At 58.7% G+C, this 18,916-nt stretch carries 16 protein-coding genes and 2 riboswitches; of the genes, 9 read left to right on the top strand and 7 right to left on the bottom strand.

Translation table 11 applies throughout. The annotated features are described in order from the left end of the window. The first annotated feature begins 246 nt into the window (after positions 1–246). The gene (locus RRU01S_RS14115) at positions 247–2,022 is read left to right on the top strand and encodes a glucan ABC transporter ATP-binding protein/ permease (RefSeq protein WP_045230909.1); all 1,776 of its coding nucleotides are present in this window, start codon (positions 247–249) and stop codon (positions 2,020–2,022) included. A 137-nt stretch (positions 2,023–2,159) separates the two neighbouring features. Here RRU01S_RS14115 and RRU01S_RS14110 read toward each other — a convergent pair whose 3' ends face one another. The 5 genes from RRU01S_RS14110 to RRU01S_RS14090 form a co-directional block, all read right to left on the bottom strand. Further along, positions 2,160–2,825, bottom strand: a complete 666-nt coding sequence (locus tag RRU01S_RS14110; protein WP_045230908.1) for a YiaD family glycine zipper/OmpA-like lipoprotein — start codon at positions 2,823–2,825, stop codon at positions 2,160–2,162. Between the two features lie 67 nt (positions 2,826–2,892). Continuing rightward, positions 2,893–4,143, bottom strand: coding sequence for a flavodoxin-dependent (E)-4-hydroxy-3-methylbut-2-enyl-diphosphate synthase (ispG, locus tag RRU01S_RS14105; RefSeq protein WP_045230907.1), 1,251 nt, complete (start codon positions 4,141–4,143; stop codon positions 2,893–2,895). 155 nt (positions 4,144–4,298) lie between these two features. Then, complete coding sequence (locus RRU01S_RS14100; protein WP_045230906.1) at positions 4,299–5,483, bottom strand: MFS transporter; 1,185 nt, start codon at positions 5,481–5,483, stop codon at positions 4,299–4,301. Further along, positions 5,480–6,301, bottom strand: a complete 822-nt coding sequence (locus RRU01S_RS14095; RefSeq protein WP_081880079.1) for a DeoR/GlpR family DNA-binding transcription regulator — start codon at positions 6,299–6,301, stop codon at positions 5,480–5,482. The genes RRU01S_RS14100 and RRU01S_RS14095 overlap by 4 nt, the downstream gene beginning before the upstream one ends. Before the next feature lie 113 nt (positions 6,302–6,414). Next, complete coding sequence (locus tag RRU01S_RS14090) at positions 6,415–7,314, bottom strand: polyprenyl synthetase family protein (RefSeq protein ID WP_045230905.1); 900 nt, start codon at positions 7,312–7,314, stop codon at positions 6,415–6,417. Positions 7,315–7,484: 170 nt separating this feature from the next. Here RRU01S_RS14090 and mtgA point away from each other — a divergent pair, with 170 nt between their 5' ends. Beyond that, complete coding sequence (gene mtgA, locus RRU01S_RS14085; protein WP_045230904.1) at positions 7,485–8,231, top strand: monofunctional biosynthetic peptidoglycan transglycosylase; 747 nt, start codon at positions 7,485–7,487, stop codon at positions 8,229–8,231. A gap of 6 nt (positions 8,232–8,237) precedes the next feature. On the opposite strand, the gene RRU01S_RS14080 is transcribed toward mtgA, so the two are convergent. Together RRU01S_RS14080 and metA are read right to left on the bottom strand one after the other, a co-directional pair. Continuing rightward, positions 8,238–9,260 (bottom strand): aldose epimerase family protein, encoded by a 1,023-nt coding sequence (locus RRU01S_RS14080; protein WP_045230903.1) that lies wholly within the window; start codon positions 9,258–9,260, stop codon positions 8,238–8,240. Between the two features lie 73 nt (positions 9,261–9,333). Continuing rightward, complete coding sequence (metA, locus tag RRU01S_RS14075) at positions 9,334–10,272, bottom strand: homoserine O-acetyltransferase MetA (RefSeq protein ID WP_045230902.1); 939 nt, start codon at positions 10,270–10,272, stop codon at positions 9,334–9,336. Positions 10,273–10,350: 78 nt separating this feature from the next. After that, a riboswitch (SAM riboswitch) is annotated at positions 10,351–10,427 on the bottom strand. A 90-nt stretch (positions 10,428–10,517) separates the two neighbouring features. Here metA and RRU01S_RS14070 point away from each other — a divergent pair. The 7 genes from RRU01S_RS14070 to RRU01S_RS14040 all read left to right on the top strand — a co-directional run bounded on the left by RRU01S_RS14070 (position 10,518) and on the right by RRU01S_RS14040 (position 18,820). Continuing rightward, complete coding sequence (locus tag RRU01S_RS14070; protein WP_045230901.1) at positions 10,518–11,168, top strand: thiamine diphosphokinase; 651 nt, start codon at positions 10,518–10,520, stop codon at positions 11,166–11,168. A 4-nt stretch (positions 11,169–11,172) separates the two neighbouring features. Next, a complete protein-coding gene (locus RRU01S_RS14065; protein WP_045230900.1) occupies positions 11,173–12,993 on the top strand; it encodes an ABC-F family ATP-binding cassette domain-containing protein in 1,821 nt (606 codons plus the stop codon). Between the two features lie 96 nt (positions 12,994–13,089). After that, complete coding sequence (locus RRU01S_RS14060) at positions 13,090–13,482, top strand: VOC family protein (RefSeq protein WP_045230899.1); 393 nt, start codon at positions 13,090–13,092, stop codon at positions 13,480–13,482. A 46-nt stretch (positions 13,483–13,528) separates the two neighbouring features. Next, a riboswitch (TPP riboswitch) is annotated at positions 13,529–13,638 on the top strand. Between the two features lie 42 nt (positions 13,639–13,680). Then, complete coding sequence (gene thiB / locus RRU01S_RS14055; RefSeq protein WP_045230898.1) at positions 13,681–14,694, top strand: thiamine ABC transporter substrate binding subunit; 1,014 nt, start codon at positions 13,681–13,683, stop codon at positions 14,692–14,694. A 9-nt stretch (positions 14,695–14,703) separates the two neighbouring features. Next, entirely contained in the window at positions 14,704–16,323 is a 1,620-nt protein-coding gene (gene thiP, locus RRU01S_RS14050; RefSeq protein ID WP_045230897.1) for a thiamine/thiamine pyrophosphate ABC transporter permease ThiP, read from the top strand. Beyond that, on the top strand, positions 16,320–17,036 hold the full coding sequence (locus RRU01S_RS14045; RefSeq protein ID WP_045230896.1) for a thiamine ABC transporter ATP-binding protein: 717 nt from the start codon (positions 16,320–16,322) through the stop codon (positions 17,034–17,036). The genes thiP and RRU01S_RS14045 overlap by 4 nt, the downstream gene beginning before the upstream one ends. Positions 17,037–17,362: 326 nt before the next feature. Further along, positions 17,363–18,820: a M48 family metalloprotease gene (locus RRU01S_RS14040; RefSeq protein ID WP_045230895.1), complete on the top strand. Its 1,458-nt coding sequence runs from the start codon at positions 17,363–17,365 to the stop codon at positions 18,818–18,820. Positions 18,821–18,916 lie beyond the last annotated feature (96 nt).

Genomic DNA, 18,916 nt, shown 5'->3' with positions numbered 1-18,916 from the left:
TTGTCTTTCCGGGATGCGCTGGATTTGAGCCTGTCTGCTCTTCAAGGCACCCGGAATGCCGGTCTCCGTCTTCAAATTGCTCGATAAATTTAAATCGCCTTCCGGTTTACCCGTGGCCGTTAAGCGCCCATTCATGTAGAAACAGCCATAAAACAATGACTTGAATATCTGCGTCGTTGCATAAAGCGATGCGGGTTTCGCGCTGCAAAAGCGCTACACGACGGATACGAAGACAGGATTTGGGAATTGACACTGTTTCAGGTTTATACTCGCGCCCTGCGATACCTCGCCGATAACAAGTGGCGTGTCACCATCGTCGTCATCGCCAACATTATCCTCGCTGCAATCACCATTGCCGAGCCGATCTTGTTCGGGCGCATCATCGATGCGATCTCGTCCGGTTCGGATGCGACCAATATCTTGATTCTCTGGGCAGCCTTCGGTGCGTTCAACACCGTCGCCTATGTTGCCGTGGCGCGTGAGGCCGATCGCCTCGCCCATGGCCGACGTGCGTCTTTGCTGACGGAAGCGTTCGGTCGGATCATTTCCATGCCGCTGTCATGGCACCATCTGCGTGGCACCTCGAATGCGCTTCACACGCTTCTGCGCGCCAGCGAAACGCTGTTCGGCCTGTGGCTGGAATTCATGCGCACCCACTTGGCGACATTCGTGGCGCTGGTCTTGCTCATCCCAACTGCCATTTCCATGGACCTTCGCCTCAGCTGCGTCCTGATTGCGCTGGGCACCGTCTACTGGTTCATCGGCAAATGGGTGATGGAGCGCACCAAGGAAGGCCAGGCTTCTGTCGAAGAACATTATCACTCGGTCTTCGCTCATGTGAGCGATTCCATCAGCAACGTCTCGGTGCTGCACAGCTACAACCGCATCGAAGCGGAAACCAAGGCGCTGAAATCCTTCACCGAACGCCTGCTGAGCGCCCAGTATCCGGTGTTGGACTGGTGGGCCTTTGCCAGTGCGCTAAACCGCACGGCCTCGACCCTGTCCATGATGATCATCCTCATCATCGGCACGATCCTCGTGAAGAACGGCGAACTGAAGGTCGGTGACGTCATTGCCTTTATCGGCTTTGCCAACCTGCTCATCGGCCGTCTCGACCAGATGCGCGCCTTTGCGACGCAGATTTTCGAAGCGCGTGCCAAGCTTGTTGATTTCTTCAAGCTGGAAGATTCCGTGCAGGAGCGGGAAGAGCCAAGCGGTGCCATCGAACTCGGCCAGGTCTCCGGCAAGGTGGAATTCCGCAACGTCGACTTCGGCTTTGCCAACACCAAACAGGGTGTCCACGACGTGTCCTTTACGGCGAACGCTGGCGAGACCATTGCAATCGTCGGCCCGACGGGTGCCGGCAAGACGACGCTCATCAATCTGCTCCAGCGGGTCTATGACCCCAATGGCGGACAGATTCTGGTGGATGGTACCGATATCTCGACGGTCACGCGCCAGTCGCTGCGCAACTCGATTGCCACGGTTTTCCAGGATGCCGGTCTTCTCAACCGCTCCATCCGTGACAATATTCGCCTTGGCCGCGACAGCGCGACTGACGACGAGATCACCCAGGCAGCTGCCGCTGCTGCTGCGACCGACTTTATCGACAGCAGAGCGAGTGGTTATATGACCCAGGTGGGTGAGCGCGGAAACCGTCTGTCCGGCGGCGAACGCCAGCGTATCGCCATTGCCCGTGCGGTGTTGAAAAACGCGCCGATCCTGGTTCTGGACGAGGCCACCAGTGCGCTCGACGTGGAAACCGAAGCCCGCGTCAAGGACGCCGTCGATGCACTGCGCAAGAACCGCACGACCTTCATCATCGCCCACCGCCTGTCGACTGTGCGTGATGCCGATCTGGTGTTGTTCATGGACAATGGTCGGATCGTCGAAAAGGGCACCTTCGATGAGCTGAGCATGCGTGGCGGTCGTTTCTCATCGCTGCTGCGTGCCAGCGGTCTGCTCAACGACGACGAAAAGACCGGAGCGCCTGTTCTGTCTCTGCCTGCCAAGTCAGCCTGATCGGCGGATTTCCGGCCTGAATATCGACAAATAGAAACCCAGGATGTGGAAGCATCCTGGGTTCTTTCGTTTCAATCATGTCGCTCGTCGGAACGGAGTTTGTCAGCCGTACTGCACCAAGTTGGCGCTTTGTCAGATCATCCGTTCTGTGTCAGCGGCGAAATCAGCACTTCGACGCGGCGGTTCTGGGCGCGGCCGTCTGCCGTTGCGTTGGAGGCGATCGGCTGCGATGGGCCAAAGCCCATGGTGGAGATACGTCGCTGGTCGACGCCGCCACGATCACCGAGATAGTTTGCAACGGATGCTGCACGACGTTCCGATAGGCCCTGATTATGCGCAAGGCTGCCTGTGGAGTCTGTGTGACCGTTGATGTCGATATAGGTCTTGTTGAACTTGTTCAGCACGATCGCGACCGAATTCAGGGTCGGGTAGAATGGCGGAATGACTTGATCCTGATCGGTGGCGAAGGTGACGTTGGACGGCATGTTGAGAACGATGCTATCGCCGCGACGCGTGACGGACACGCCCGTGCCCTGAAGCTGCTGGCGAAGCTCGGATTCCTGATTGTCCATGTAGCCGCCGATGGCGCCACCGGCCAAAGCGCCGATACCGGCACCGATCAAGGCATTGCGACCCTTGTTGCCGCCACCGATGGCAAGACCACCAACAGCACCTGCGAGAGCACCGATACCGGCGCCGCCAGCCATGTTGGATACCTTCTGCTCACCCGTATAAGGGTCGGTGGTGGTGCAGGCGGAGAGATAGGTTGCGGCAAGCGCAAGAACGACAAACTTCTTGATCATGAATTCCAGAGCTCCGTGAGTTTCGGACGGTAAGACACATAAATTCCGGCATTTTCACGGTCGTGATTTATTCCGCCGCGTCCTTTCGGCCGAAACGCTTTTCGATATAGTCGATGACCAGCGCCTCGAAATCCTTGGCGATCTCGGGACCGCGCAGGGTCAGCGCCTTTTCGCCATCGATGAAGACGGGGGCGGCAGGATTTTCGCCGGTGCCGGGCAGCGAAATGCCGATATCGGCATGTTTGCTTTCGCCGGGACCGTTGACGATGCAGCCCATGACGGCGACGTTGAGCGCTTCCACGCCCGGATATTTGTCGCGCCAGACCGGCATGTTCTTGCGAAGGTCGTTCTGAATGTTTTGCGCCAGTTCCTGAAACACCGTGGAGGTGGTGCGCCCGCAGCCGGGACAGGCTGCAACGACGGGAATGAACTGGCGAAAGCCCATGACCTGAAGGATTTCCTGTGCCACCTGTACTTCGCGGGTGCGGTCACCATTCGGCTCAGGGGTGAGTGACACGCGGATGGTATCGCCGATGCCGTGTTGCAGAACGTAACCCATGGCGGCGGAAGAGGCGACGATGCCCTTGGAACCCATGCCTGCTTCGGTAAGGCCGAGATGCAGAGCATGGTTGGAGCGCTCCGACAGCATGGAGTAGACGGCAATCAAATCCTGCACCTGGCTGACTTTTGCCGACAGGATGATGCGGTTGCGGGGCAGGCCGATGTCTTCGGCAAGTTCAGCGGAAATCAGCGCCGACTGGACGATGGCTTCGCGGGTGACCTGACGGGCCGACAGCGGGAAGCCTTGGTCTTTGTTCTTGTCCATCAAGGTCGTCAGCAATTCCTGATCGAGCGAGCCCCAGTTGACGCCGATGCGCACAGGCTTGTCATAGCGGATCGCCATTTCGACGATATCGCCGAACTGTTTGTCCTTCTTGTCCTTGAAGCCGACATTGCCGGGATTGATGCGGTATTTGGCGAGCGCCTCAGCACAGGCGGGATGATCTGCCAGCAGCTTGTGGCCGATATAATGGAAGTCGCCGACCAGCGGTACATCCAAGCCAAGGCGCAAAAGGCGATCACGAATCTTCGGAACGGCAGCGGCGCTCTCATCTCGGTCGACGGTGATGCGCACGATCTCGGAGCCTGCGCGGAACAGGGCCGCGACCTGCTGGACAGTGGCGTCGATATCGGCGGTATCCGTATTGGTCATCGACTGCACGACGACCGGCGCGCTACCACCGACAATCACGCCACCGACATCGACAGCAACGGAGGACCGGCGCGGCTTGGGATCATAATCGGCGTGTGACGTCATGGTTTTCTCTGGCAATTGCGGTCAATCTGATCATTCAGGTGGAACAAGGCGCGCGCCTTGTCAACATCGAAGCGATCAACTCCACTTTTACCGCAATCATGGCGAAATTCGAGACTTGTCGATGGCAGGCATCTCACTTTTGCGAAATTGGGATATCAATGCCCGCTTGCGCCATCCGCATGGCGAGCGAGTTTCGACAGCATGAGAACCACCACATGCAGAAGCGGCAGGCCGATGAACACGGCGGCCAGACCCGTATGCTCGGCAATGAAGCCGATGGCGGACGGTGCGACCAGAATGCCGGAATAACCCATGGTCGTCACCACCGACAGAGCGATGCCCGGTGCCATGCCCGGCATGTTGCCTGCCGCCGAAAAGGCAATCGGCACCATGTTGGAAATGCCGATGCCCGCAATGGCAAAGCCCGCAATGGCAATGAAGGCATTGGGCGCGAAACCGGCAATCAGAAGGCCGACGATCGATATGCTCGAACAGAATTGCAGCGTGCGGACAGCACCGAACCGGTCACGCACCAAATCGCCCGCAAAGCGCATGACGGCCATGGTCAGCGAAAAGGCGGCAAAGCCGAAGCCTGAGAGTGTGACGGATGCGCTGAGCTCATTGCGCAGATAAAGCGCGCCCCAATCGAGGATGGCACCTTCCGGGATCATCGAAAACAACGCCATGATCCCGATGATCCACGGCAGCGGTGTCATCGGAAGGCCACCCTTGGGGCGCTCTTCTTCCGGGTGGGGGCGATCCACCTGCACCCGTGGCCAAGCAACGGCAAGCATGGCGGCTGCGAGGATGGTGAGTGTGATGGCGTGGCCGTAGATGCCGGTTTTGGTGATCAACAGACCGCCAAGACCCGCACCAAGCAGGCCGCCCAGGCTCCAGAATGCGTGGCAGGACGACATGATGGCGCGGCGCATGCTGCGCTCCACCACAACGGCGTTGGCATTCATGGCAACATCCATGGCACCCGTCAGCCCGCCGAACAGGAAGACGGCGATGACACCGGCCCAGAGCGAATTTGCGAGCGTGATCAACAACAGCGTCGGCACCATGATGAGGGCGACGGTCAGGGTCACGGTTCGCGACCCGAGACGGCCGATCTGTGAGCCGGCAACGGGCATGAAGGATAGCGAGCCCAAGCCGTAGACAAGGATGACGAGACCCAGCGTGCTTTCGCTGAGCGCAAAGCGTCTGGCGAATTCCGGGATCATCGGTGCCCATGAGCCCATCATGAAGCCGTTCATCAGGAACAGCAGGGAAACACCGAGGCGTGTTCGCGTCATATAGGGTAGGCGGGCGGTCGTTGGCGTGGCAGTGCCGGTCATCGGGACTGGTCCTTCGATAAGTGCATGGGAGATGACATGCCGGACGTTGATCCGGCCTGATGAATGTTGACGCCGGTGTCCGCCAGACTGCCGATCATGTCGCGATCGGCGTCTTGTTCCAGCACGAGGGTGAGCGTGGAGGACAGCGATGCGACATGAAAAGCCGCAGGCGTGCCCAGCTTCTCCGAGGTGATGGCGGCAAGCGTCTTTGCGCTGGCCTCACAGGCAAGACGCTTGAACGCGGCGTCTTCATAGATATCGGCGCACAACCCGTTCAGCGTCAGGCCGCAGACGCCGACGATGCAGAGGTCGGGCCGGATTTGCTCCAGCTGGCGAATCGCCGTGGTATCGATGGCAGCGCCCACCGCAGGATCGACCCTGCCGCCGATCAGAATGAGTTCGATGTCGGCATGTCCTGCCAGTTCTGCGGCGATGGCGGGCGTGTTGGTGATGGCGGTGAGCTTCAACCCTGTCGTCAGGTGTTTTGCAATCGCCAGATTGGTGGAACCGGCATCGATAAAGACCGTCATACCCTCCTGCAAAAGGGAAGCTGCCATTCGGCCCAACACCGCCTTGCGGTCCGGCATTTCCGTCATGCGGGTTTTCAACGGCACTGTCTTGCCAGACGCCAAAAGCGCACCACCATAAACACGCTCGCATTCCCCGCGCGCCGCCATCTCGCGCAAATCACGCCTGACGGTGTCTTCCGAGACATCAAATGTCTGCGCAAGCTCCTGCGCCAGCACACGGCCTTGCCGTTGCAGCTGGGCATAAATCAACGCCTGTCTCTCGCTGACAAAATGGTCTGGTTTGTTCATTCGGAATCAATCGGCTGAATCGTGCATAAACATGCATAAAGCGGCGCGGGCCATAGATCAAGCACCAATTGCCGTTGGACGATTCGGGGGGCTTAGCGCGTGGTGTCTGGCGGTCAGTTTTTCCGTTCAGCGACGAACTTTGCCGTTTCGATCAGTATCGATGCCCGTTCGCCATAGGGAGCCAGCAATTCTGTGGCTTGCGTCACCAACTCGCTTAGGCGCGTTCGCCCCCAATCGGCGCCCCGCAGAGCCACCAAGGTGCCCTTGCCGCGCGCTGCGTCCTTGCCGGTTGCCTTGCCCATGGTGGCGGCGTCCGAGGTCAGGTCGAGAAGGTCGTCGGCGAGCTGAAAGGCGAGGCCGATTTTTTCGCCGTAGCTGCGCAGACGCTTTTGCTCGGAAATATCGCTTCCGGCGATGATCGCGCCTGCCTCACAGGCAAAACGGATCAGGGCACCGGTTTTCATCGCCTGCAATGTAATGACGCCGTTTTCGTCGGGTGCTTGCTTCTCGGCGGCCAGATCAAGCGCCTGGCCACCCGCCATGCCGCCGATGCCAGCCGCCCTTGCCAGTGCCAGAACGAGGGTGGCGCGGCGGTCATCGGGCAGGGTAGTATCCTGGGATGCGATGATGTCGAAGGCCAGCGTCAGCAGGCTGTCACCTGCCAAAATGGCCGTGGCTTCATCGAATTTTTTATGAACCGTCGGCTGGCCGCGTCGCAGATCGTCATTGTCCATGGCAGGCAGATCGTCATGCACAAGCGAATAACAGTGCAGGCATTCCAGTGCTGCGCCGACATGCAATGCCGCGGTGGGATCGCCACCGAGGAGAGCCGCCGTCTCGATGACGAGAAAAGGCCGTAACCGCTTGCCACCGTTCAAGACACCGTGGCGCATGGCATCCAGAAGGTTTTCCGGTCGGGTTATCTCATCGCTGCGTGGTTTGCTGGACAGGAGATCGCCAAGCAAGGCTTCGGTTCTTGCCGCATTGTCGCGCAGCCGGGTCTCGAATGTCATCTTGCCTGTTTCCTTACCCTGTCAGGTGACGGTTGGCTCTTTCGCATGGGGAAAAAAGGCTGGCAATCGTTTTTGTGAGGAGGATGTGGAACTTCGTTATCGACAGTAGCCTTGATGGCGTATGCGGAATATGAAAGGCTTTGACAGGTAGCCAAGTGGGGGCCAGGTTTTTGAGCAGCACGCCGGATAGCGAGACGGATCACGAGACGCTTTCCGAAAGCGGGAGTAGGCCAAAGGTGGATGTGCGAAGCCTCGTGAGACGTGTTTTGCTGGTCATCATTGCGCTCCTGGTGTTGCCCTATATTATGATTCCGGTCTATGCGCTGCCTTTCATGCGTCCGGTTTCGACGCCTATGCTGGCCGAATTGCTGACATTTCAGGGCTATGATCGCCGCTGGGTGCCGCTCGAGAACATCTCGCCACGCCTCGTGCAATCGGTGATGATGTCTGAAGACGGGCAGTTCTGTTCGCACGGCGGCGTGGACTGGAACCAGATGCAGACGGTGGTCAACAGCGCCTTGGAAGGTGAATCCACCCGCGGTGCCAGCACCATTCCCATGCAGACGGCCAAAAACCTGTTTTTGTGGAACGGTCGGTCCTTTCTGCGCAAAGGCCTGGAGCTACCACTCGCCGTCGTGTCCGATTTCATCTGGTCGAAGAAGCGGATGATGGAGATTTATCTCAACGTGGCCGAATGGGGGCCGGGCATCTACGGCATCGAAGCGGCGTCGCAATATCATTTCAAGGTACCGGCCTCGAAACTCAGCGCGCGACAGGCGGCACTTCTGGCGGTTGCGTTGCCCAATCCTATCGACCGCGTTGCTGGGAAACCCGGCAGAGGCATGCAGCGTCTGGCCGGGCTCATCGAGAGACGAGCCCGCGCTTCGGGCGGCTATGTCGGCTGCGTGCTGGACTAAGTCGCCTCAGCCCTTCGTGAAGATATAGTCGGTTTCCTGGCGAAGCGTTTCGCCGGGGCGCAGGATGGCGTCGGGGAAACCATCGTGATTGATCGCATCAGGCCAAATCTGGGTTTCGAGGCACAGACCTGCGAAAGGCCCGTAGCGGCGACCTTCGAGACCGGGCGCGCCGGTGTTCAGCTTGAAGGCGGAGTAGAACTGCACGCCGGGTTCGGTGGTGTGCACCTCAAGCGCGACGTTCGAGGCGGGCGCATAGACGCGTGCGACCTTGCGTTTGGCAACGCGCTCTGACGAGAGGCAGAAATTGTGGTCGTAGGTCACCTGCTCGCCGTTTTCCTGACGCTCAACGGCAACGGGCTTGCGCAAATCGAAGACGGTGCCTTCAACAGCCCGGATTTCGCCGGTCGGGATCTGTCGCGCGTCGGTCGGCAGATAATGGTCGGCGGCGATTTCGATTTCGTGACCGAGCGTATTTTCCGCACCGTCGAGATTGAAATAGGAGTGCTGGCAGATGTTGGCGATGGTCGGTTTGTCGGTCGTTGTTTCATAAACCACCGACAGAACACCGCCTTCGCGGATCGTATAGGTCGCCGTCACTGTGCAATTGCCGGGATAACCGGCGCGGCCATCGGGATCGATGATTTGCAACACGACATGGTTGGGGCTGTGTTCCATCAGCAGCCAGTTGCGCTTGCCGATGTTGTCGCTGCCGCCATGCAGGTGGGTGACGCCCTTTTCGTTCAGCTCGAGCTGATAGGTCTTGCCGTCGATATTGAATTTGCCGCTATCGATTCTATTGGCGTTGCGGCCCGGCGTGGCACCGAAATAGGACGAGTATTTCGGGTAATCGTCGAAATGATCGAAGCCGAGAACGAGCGGCGGCTGGTGACCTTCGAGGCGCAAGTCCTGGATCACAGCGCCCCAGGTCATGACGTTTGCCGTCAATCCGCCAGCGGAAATGGTGACACGTTCGACCTTTTCTCCCGATGCCGTCAGTCCGAAATTTTCCCGTGTGCCAGCTTCGCTCATCGTCTCATTCTCCCAGTCAATACTCTGGGCCGGACGTTGCTTTATTTTCCGGCCCCACGCAATTGCAGAATTTTCACTCTGCGGCTTGGGCTTGGACTTTTCCGATCTCCTCCAGATCATACGGTGTCGTCTGGTAAATCTCGTTGATCCAGTTGCCGACGAACAGATGCGCGTGGCTGCGCCAGCGGTTGAGCGGGGTCAGAGCCGGGTCGTTGTGCGGGAAATAATCATGGGGCACCTTGATCGGCACGCCTGCATCCACGTCGCGGAAATACTCGTCAGCCAGCGATGTGGAATCATATTCCACATGGTTGAACATATAGAGCCGCTTGCCTTTCTTCTCGTGCACGAGGCAAACGCCCATTTCCTCGGATTCCATCAGGATTTCGAGGTCGGGATGTTTTTCGATGTCGGCGCGGCGCACTTCGGTCCAGCGGGAAACCGGGACCTGAAAGTCGTCCGAAAAGCCGTTAAGGTAGATGGAGGCGGGGGAAAGATTGCGGTGGCGGTAGACGCCAAAGGCTTTTTCCTTCAGCTCGTGCTTGGGCACATCATGGAAATGGTAGATGGCCGCCATCGCGCCCCAGCAGACATTGAGCGTCGAGTGAACGTTGGTTTCCGTCCATTCGAAAATCTTCTGCATCTCGTCCCAGTAGGTCACGTCCTCATAGGTCAGCTTTTCCACCGGTGCGCCGGTGATGATGAAGCCATCGAACTTGCGGTGACGCACCTCTTCCCATGTCTCGTAGAAGGACAACAAATGCTCTTCCGGCGTGTTTTTGGCGCGGTGACCGCCAATGCGCACCAGCGACAATTCGACCTGAAGCGGCGACGCGCCGACCAGCCGCGCCATCTGTATCTCGGTCTTGATCTTGTTCGGCATGAGATTGAGAAGCCCGATCTGCAGTGGGCGAATATCCTGCCGGATGGCCGCCGTTTCGGTCAGCACCCGCACCCCCTCTTGGATGAGGGTTTCGAACGCAGGCAGCGTATCGGGAATTTTAATCGGCATGTCGAACTCACTTCCGTGGTGGCGAGGGCCATAAACACAAAAAAACCGGCAACGAAATCGCAGCCGGTCCTCGGAAATCGACGTGTTTCCTCGACCATTTAGCGACTTCTTTAAAGTGGCTGCAAGCCGGTCGGCAAATCACCACTGACAGGTGTCATAATCCTGTTGGTTCGGAAAATCAATATCGGCGCTCAGCCAAGCGTTTCGGCCTTTCCATCGGCTACCGTTCCGGGCTATGGCAGGGCATGACGACCAGCCATTTCACCATCCTGCTCGGCGGCAACATCACCGTGACGGATCGCCTGCAAAAGGCGGTCGCGGATACGCGCGTAATTGCAGCCGACAGCGGCATGCGGCATGCGGACCCGCTTGGGCTTGCGCCGGAACTGTGGGTCGGTGATTTCGATTCCTCCGATATGGCTTTGCAAGAGCGGTGGCCGGATGTCGAGAAACAACCGTTCCCGGCGGCCAAAGGTGTGACAGATGGCGAGATTGCCGTGTCCGAAGCCTTGGCACGCGGCGCAAAGCGGCTGACACTGGTGGGTGCGTTGGCGGGAGAGCGATCGGATCATGCTCTGTTTCATCTGCTCTATGCGGTCTCGCTTGCCGAGCGCGGCTTCGAGGTGGTGCTGACATCGGGTGATGAAGAGGCGTATCCACTGATGGAAGGCACGTTCGAGCTTGATCTTCCCTCGGGGTCGCTGTTTTCGGTTGCCGGTTTCACGGCGCTGGAGGGGCTCGATATCGACAATGCCCGCTATCCGCTGGCCAATTTCGCGCTTGCTTTCGGCTCGTCGCGCACTATTTCCAACGTGGCGGAAGGGCGTTTAAGCCTTCGCCTTCAAAGCGGCAAAGCCATCGTGCTTGCCCGTCCTTATGATTTGACCGGAGCCTGAACCCTTGGCACCCCCTATTTTAAAACTCGACGACATTACGCTGACTTTCGGCGTCACACCGCTGCTCAACGGTGCGAACCTGCAAGTGGAGCCGGGTGATCGCATCTGCCTTGTCGGCCGCAACGGTTCCGGCAAATCGACGCTGATGAAGATCGCCGCCGGTCTGGTCGAGGCGCAGTCGGGAGAAATCTTCCGGCATCCATCTGCTACCATCCGGTATCTCGATCAGGCGCCGGATTTTGCGGGTTACGAGACGGTTCAGGCCTATGCGGAGGCTGGTCTTGGGCCGGGAGATGACGCTTACCGGGTGACCTACCTGCTCGAACATCTGGGGTTGACGGGCCAGGAGCATCCGTCGAGCCTTTCGGGTGGTGAGGCACGGCGTGCTGCGCTCGTGCGTGTCATGGCGCCCGAGCCCGATATTCTGATGCTGGACGAGCCAACCAACCATCTGGATTTGCCGACCATCGAATGGCTGGAAGGCGAATTGCAGCAGACGCGCAGCGCGCTCGTCTTGATTTCGCATGACCGTCGCTTTCTGGAAAAGGTTTCCACCGCCACCGTCTGGCTGGATCGCGGCCAGGCGCGTCGCCTCAGCCGTGGTTTTGGCCATTTCGAGGAATGGCGCGACAAGGTGCTGGAAGAGGAAGAGCTGGAACAGCACAAGCTCGGCAAGGCCATCGAGCGCGAAGAACACTGGATGCGCTATGGCGTGACGGCGCGCCGCAAGCGCAACATGCGCCGCGTGGGTGAACTGCAGGCAATGCGTGCCGACTATCGTGGCCACAAGGGGCCGACAGGTTCCGTGCAGGCGACGGCGGCCGAGGGACGCGAGTCCGGCAAGCTCGTCATCGAAGCGGACCAGATCACCAAGGCCTATGGCGAGCGCACCATCGTTGCACCCTTTTCGCTGCGTGTTCATCGCGGTGATTGCATTGGTTTCGTTGGCCCGAACGGTGCCGGCAAGACGACACTTTTGAAGATGCTGACAGGTCAGTTGAAGCCAGATAGCGGCTGGGTCAAGCTCGGTACCAATCTGGAAGTCGCGACGCTGGACCAGAAGCGTGAGGATTTGAACCCGAACGATACGCTGGCGCATTATCTGACCGACGGTCGTGGTGAAAACCTCTTGGTCAATGGCGAACTGAAGCACGTCACCGGCTACATGAAGGATTTTCTGTTCCAGCCGGAGCAGGCCCGCACGCCGATCCGCAATCTGTCCGGTGGGGAGCGTGCTCGCCTGATGCTGGCGCGCATTCTGGCCCGTCCGACGAACCTTCTGATCCTTGATGAGCCGACCAACGATCTCGACATCGAAACGCTCGACCTGTTGCAGGAAATCGTCGCGGGCTTTTCCGGCACCGTCATTCTCGTTAGCCACGATCGTGACTTTCTCGACCGGACCGTGACCTCCACCATCGCGCCTGCCAACCCGGATGCACCGGATGGTCGCTGGATCGAATATGCCGGTGGCTATTCCGATATGATGGCGCAGCGCAAGGGTGCGTCGGACGAAAAGAAGAAGGCCGAAAAGCAGGAAAAGGCGAAGTCCGCCTCAAGTGCCGGGTCTGAGCCCGCAAAGGCCAAGGGCAAGCTCTCCTTCAAGCAGAAATTCGCGCTCGAAAATCTGCCCAAGGAGATGGAGAAGACGCAAGCTGAAATCGCCGAGCGCGAACAGCGCATGGCCGACCCCAATCTGTTTGCCAAGAACCCGACGGTGTTCAACACGCTGGCCAACGAGATGTCCAAGCTGCGCGAAAAGCTCGAGACCATGGAAGAAGAGTGGCTGGAGCTGGAAATGCTGCGGGAGGAGCTGGAAAACTAAAAGACCGAAGCATGGTGTCGGAACGACGCCACCTCATCCGTCTTTGACAGGAAAGCGAAATTACGTTTTGCTGCTTTTACACGGAGGAGTTCAGATATGCGCATGATTTTCGTCAACCTGCCCGTCAAGAGTATCGAGATTTCGAAAGCGTTCTTCACGGGGCTCGGCTTCAGCTTCAACCCTGAATATTCGGACGAGCGAGCACTCTGCATGGTCGTGGAGGAAAATATCTTCGTGATGTTGCTTCAGGAGGAGCGATTTCGGGATTTTATCAACGGTGACATTGCCGATGCGACCAGTACCAAAGAGGTATTGACTTGTCTTTCGGCCTCGAGCCGCGAAGAGATCGATACTATGATCGCTACTGCGCTTGCCTCGGGCGGTACCGAATGGAAACCGAAGCAGGATCATGGTTTTATGTACGGCGGCAGTTTTCAGGACCCGGACGGCCATGTCTGGGAATTGGTGCATATGAGCGCGCAGGCTTAGACACCAGCCATCTTGCTAATTCACCGATCACCGATTACACATTTGCCCAGATCTAACGGGGTGCTGTGTCCTATCTGGGACATGGCTGAGAGGCTTAGCCAACCCGAAGAACCTGATCCGGTTAACACCGGCGGAGGGATTAGACGGCTTCCATCCAGACGCCTGTTCCCCGTTGCCCAATTCGAGGAGGTGCTGTTGATGTATCGTCGTTTATTCCTGCATTCGTTGATTGCCGCGTCGTTGCTTGTGCCAGCTGTCGCTGTCGCGCAGGATAAGAAGACGCTGACCGTCTACACCTATGAGAGCTTCGTTTCCGAGTGGGGACCGGGGCCAAAGGTCAAGGCTGCGTTCGAAGAGACCTGCAATTGCACGGTCAATTTCGTCGGTGTCGCGGATGGTGTGGCGCTTCTCAACAGGCTGAAGCTGGAAGGTCCAAGCTCAAAGGCCGATGTCGTCGTTGGGCTCGATACCAATTTGATTGCTGAGGCCAAACAGACCGGACTTTTCGAGCCATCGGGTGTCGATACATCGGCTGCCAAAGTGCCGGGTGGTTTCACAGACGATGTCTTTGTGCCCTATGATTACGGCCATTTCGCCGTTGTTTACGACACGCAGACGCTCAAAAATCCACCCAAGAGCATGAAGGACCTGGTCGAGGGCGATCCCTCGCAGAAGATCGTCATTCAGGACCCGCGTACCTCGACGCCTGGCCTCGGTCTGCTGCTGTGGGTGAAATCCGTCTATGGCGACAAGGCCCCGGAGGCTTGGGCGAAACTCAAGAACCGTGTGCTGACCGTCACCCCCGGCTGGTCGGAATCCTACGGCCTGTTCACCAAGGGCGAAGTGCCGATGGTGCTGTCCTATACGACGTCGCCCGCCTATCACATGGTGTCGGAAAAGACGGATCGCTATCAGGCTGCCAGCTTCGAAGAGGGGCATTATATCCAGATCGAAGTGGCTGGCATCTTGAAGAACGCGCCGGAAAAGGCGCTGGCGAAGCAGTTCCTCGCCTTCATGCTGACGACTGGTTTTCAGGATGCCATTCCGGAAAACAACTGGATGATACCGGTTGCTGCCACGTCTGCGCCGCTGCCGGATGCGTTTTCCAAGCTGGTTCAGCCGTCCAAGACGTTTCTGATGTCGCCGGACGAGGTCGCAAAAAACCGCAAGGCCTGGATCGATGAATGGCTCGCGGCCATGAGCGTGAAGTAATCACCCACGATGATGGAGCGTCGTGATCGTCGCAGGTTTATCTTGACGGGAGCGGTGGCCTCTGCCGCCGTTCTTGCCTTCATGGGCCTTGCAGTGGCGGCGCTGTTGTCCTTCGATACGGGGGCAGCATCCGCGGCGTTGTTCGATGCCTATACGCTGCGCATCTTGCGCTTCACGCTTTGGCAAGCGACGCTGTCGACGGCTTTGTCCATATCGCTCGGCCTGCCGGTGGCCCTTGCGCTTGCCCGGCAACGGGACTTTCCCGGCCGCATCTGGATCATCCGCCTGATGGCTGTGCCGATGGGGCTACCGGTCATTGTCGGTGCTCTCGGGCTCATCGCGATCTGGGGCAGGCAGGGCATCTTCAACACGTTTCTCTTGTCGGCCGGGGTGGAGCAACCCTTCAGCATTTACGGCTTGTCGGGCATTCTCATTGCCCATGTGTTTTTTAACCTGCCGCTGGCGGTGCGGTTTTTTCTGGCCGGGCTGGAGCGGGTACCGTCGGAATATTGGCGAATGAGCGCGAGCCTTGGTCTTGGGGCCGTCTCGACGTTTCGGTTCATCGAGTGGCCCGCCGTCTCACGGTTGCTTCCCGGCGTTGCAGGGCTGATCTTCATGCTGTGCGCCACGAGTTTTACGCTGGTGCTTCTGCTGGGTGGCGGGCCTGCGGCAACCACGATCGAGGTGGCGATCTACCAGGCGCTGCGCTTCGACTTCGATCCGCCACGTGCCATCGCGCTGTCGCTGATGCAGATTGCCATGACGGGCGCTCTCCTGGCTGGTCTTGCACTGCTGCCCTCGACGGACGCCGAGGCGCCAAGCCAAGGCAGGGCCATCAGGCGACTGGATGGCGAGAGGTTTGGTTCACGCCTGTGGGATATCACAGTGATTGTTCTGGCACTGCTGCTTGTCGGGTTGCCTCTGGTTGCCGTTGCAACGTCGGGCATCTCATCCGATCTCTGGCGGCTTTTGACTGCGAATACCTTTCGCCGCGCGGCGTTGACGAGCCTGTTGATCGCGCTCATCTCTGCCTCGCTTGCCCTTTTTGTGTCCGTCGCTCTCATTCGCGCCCGCCAGGCCATTGCCTCCCGGCGACATGTAGGGAAACGGCTGAGCGCACTGTCCACAGCCATGGGTGCTGGGTCTTCACTGGTACTGCTGGTGCCGCCGGTGGTGCTGGGCAGTGGGTGGTTCCTGCTGTTGCGTCCTTATGGCGATGTTGCCCTGTTTGCGCCGGGGCTGGTTGCGGTCATCAATATGCTGATGGCGCTGCCCTTCGTCATGCGCGTGCTGGAGCCCGCCTTCATCACCCATCAGTCCCGCACGGGTCGCCTTTCCGCCAGTCTCGGTCTTTCCGGTTTTTCCCGGCTTCGTATCGTGGATTGGCCGGTTTTGTGGAGGCCTGCGGCCATGGCGTTTTCGTTTGCGATGGCTTTGTCGATCGGCGATCTGGGCGCGGTTGCGCTCTTCGGCTCTGAAAGCTTCGTGACTTTGCCGTGGCTCGTCTATAGCAATATGGGCAGCTACCGCACCCATGACGCGGCGGGGTACGCGTTCATTCTCGGCGTCATCTGCCTGGCATTAGCAGCCGGCGGCGTGTCGCGCCCATCATCGAAAGTCATTGCATGAGCGCGCAGGAATGGAGTGTCAGGCTCGACAATGTGACCCTGACGCTGGGTCATCAGGAGTTCTTGCTCGACTGCGGGTTCGAACGCGGCAAGGTTACCGCTGTCGTCGGTCCCTCGGGCTCTGGTAAATCCACACTTCTCAACCTTGTCGCAGGCTTTGAGGCGCCGGATGCCGGGCGGGTGCTGATCGATGGTCACGACATGCGCGGGCTCGATCCGTCGCAAAGACCGGTTTCCCTCATTTTTCAGGACAACAATCTCTTTTCGCATCTGGATATTGTCACCAATGTCGGGCTGGGCGTCAGCCCGTCCTTGCGGCTGTCTAGCGAGGATAAAGCCAGAATCAGCCAAGCGCTGGAGCGCGTCGGTCTTGGCGGTTTCGAAAAACGTATGCCGTCCACCATGTCCGGTGGGGAGCGGCAAAGGGCGGCGCTGGCGAGAGCCTTGGTGCGTCAACGTGCCGTGATGTTGCTGGACGAACCCTTTGCAGCCCTTGATCCCGGTCTGCGCTCCGGCATGGCAGCACTTTTGAAACAGCTTCATGCGGATATGCAAAACACCGTTCTTCTGGTGACGCATCAGCCCGATGACATCAGACGTCTCGCAGATGCGGTGATTTTTCTTTCGGACGGTCGCGTTTTGTATAAGGGTTCGGTCGAGGATTTCTTCGCTGCAACCCATATCGACGCGATATCGACGTTTCTATCGGGCTGAGGGAAGAGGCTTGCGTCACAATTTCGACGCGGGTCGCTGTCAAGTCTGCAAAATCACATAGACGACGCGCTAATTTTGCACTTGCGAATTTTAAATAACTGCTTGAAAAATAACGATGCGACCACGTATTCACCTTGAAAATGTTTTACAAGATGGATCGTTCTCATTGTTTGAGCATTCAAGCGTCCGCGTGGGTAATATAGTATACTGGTCTGCAGTTAACGGATGATCAGGAACGTTAGGAGCAGACAAGCGTAATGGTGACGTGTGTGAAGGTCCGGAAGGGCCACACCTCCGCTCAAAATCTATGGCAGAGGGGCAAGACGGTGAAGCGCGGTTTGGCGCTGGTTACCGCTGGCCTCCTCTTGTCGTCGTGCCAGTCGCTTTTCAGTCCGTCTTATCAATCTACGCTCAAGCCGTCTGACAATCCGCAGACCGTGGAGCAGGTGCAAAAGGACGACCCGCGCGCGCAGATGGGTGCGCGTGAGCATCCCCGCATCGTCGCAAGCTATGGCGGGGAATATCACGATGACAAGACCGAGCGTCTGGTTGCCCGCATTGCCGGCGCGCTGACGGCGGTTTCTGAAAATCCGCAGCAATCCTACCGCATCACCATCCTCAATTCCCCCGCGATCAATGCCTTTGCGCTGCCGGGTGGTTACCTTTATGTGACGCGCGGGCTTCTGGCGCTCGCCAATGATGCGTCAGAAGTTGCCGCTGTTCTGTCCCACGAAATGGGCCATGTGACTGCCAATCACGGCATCGAGCGGCAGCGTCGCGAAGAGGCCGAGGTCATTGCCAGCCGGGTGGTCGCGGAGGTGCTGTCCAGCGATCTGGCTGGGAAACAGGCTCTGGCGCGCGGCAAGCTGCGCCTTGCGGCCTTCTCCCGGCAGCAGGAATTGCAGGCCGATGTCATCGGTGTGCGCATGCTGGGCGAAGCGGGTTACGACCCCTTTGCCTCGCCGCGTTTCCTCGATTCCATGGCGGCCTATGCACGCTTTACCTCGGCTGACCCCGATAGCGACCAGAGCCTCGACTTCCTGTCCAGCCACCCGAATACGCCGCAGCGTATCGAGCTTGCGCGACGCCATGCCCGTGCCTTCGGGCAGGAGGGGCAAGTGGGCGACAAGGGGCGCGACTGGTTCCTGAACGGAATCGATGGCCTGCTGTACGGAGACAGCCCGCAGGAGGGCTATGTGCGTGGCAACACCTTCCTGCATGGCAGCCTCGGCATTCGCTTCGATGTCCCGGAAGGGTTTCAGATTGACAACAAGGTCGAGGCCGTCTTGGCGACAGGCCCGGGCGAAATGGCTATCCGTTTCGATGGCGTGGCGGATCCCAAGCAGACGACGCTTGCCAATTATCTGACCAGCGGCTGGGTTGCGGGACTGTTGCCGGAAACGGTGAAAGAAACCGAAATCAACGGCCTGCCTGCGGCAACCGCTCGCGCCAGTGCGGATAAATGGGATTTCGATGTCACCGTCATTCGCGTGGGACAGCAAATCTTCCGCTTTTTGACTGCTGTGCCGAAGGGCAGCACGCAGCTGGACAGCGTTGCCAATGTGCTGCGCTCCAGCTTCCGCAAGATGACGCCTGCGGAAATTACCGCACTGAAGCCTCTGCGCGTCAGGGTGGTGACCACCAAGCCGGGAGATACTGTTGCCACGCTGGCGGCGCGGATGATGGGCACGGATCGCAAACTGGAACTGTTCCGCGTCCTCAATGCCATGAGTTCGACAGCGGTCATTCAGCCAGGCGAACGGGTCAAGATCATTGCTGAATGAAAAAACCCGACCTTTGAATTGAAACCCTTGAAGCTTACAATCAGCGTTCGGGGATGCAATTCAAAGGTCGGGTTCTCTAAAAGGTAGTCTCGAAGC

The sequence above is a fragment of the Agrobacterium rubi TR3 = NBRC 13261 genome (assembly GCF_000739935.1).
Lineage (GTDB): Bacteria > Pseudomonadota > Alphaproteobacteria > Rhizobiales > Rhizobiaceae > Agrobacterium > Agrobacterium rubi.
This window is presented reverse-complemented; position numbering and strand designations above follow the sequence as displayed.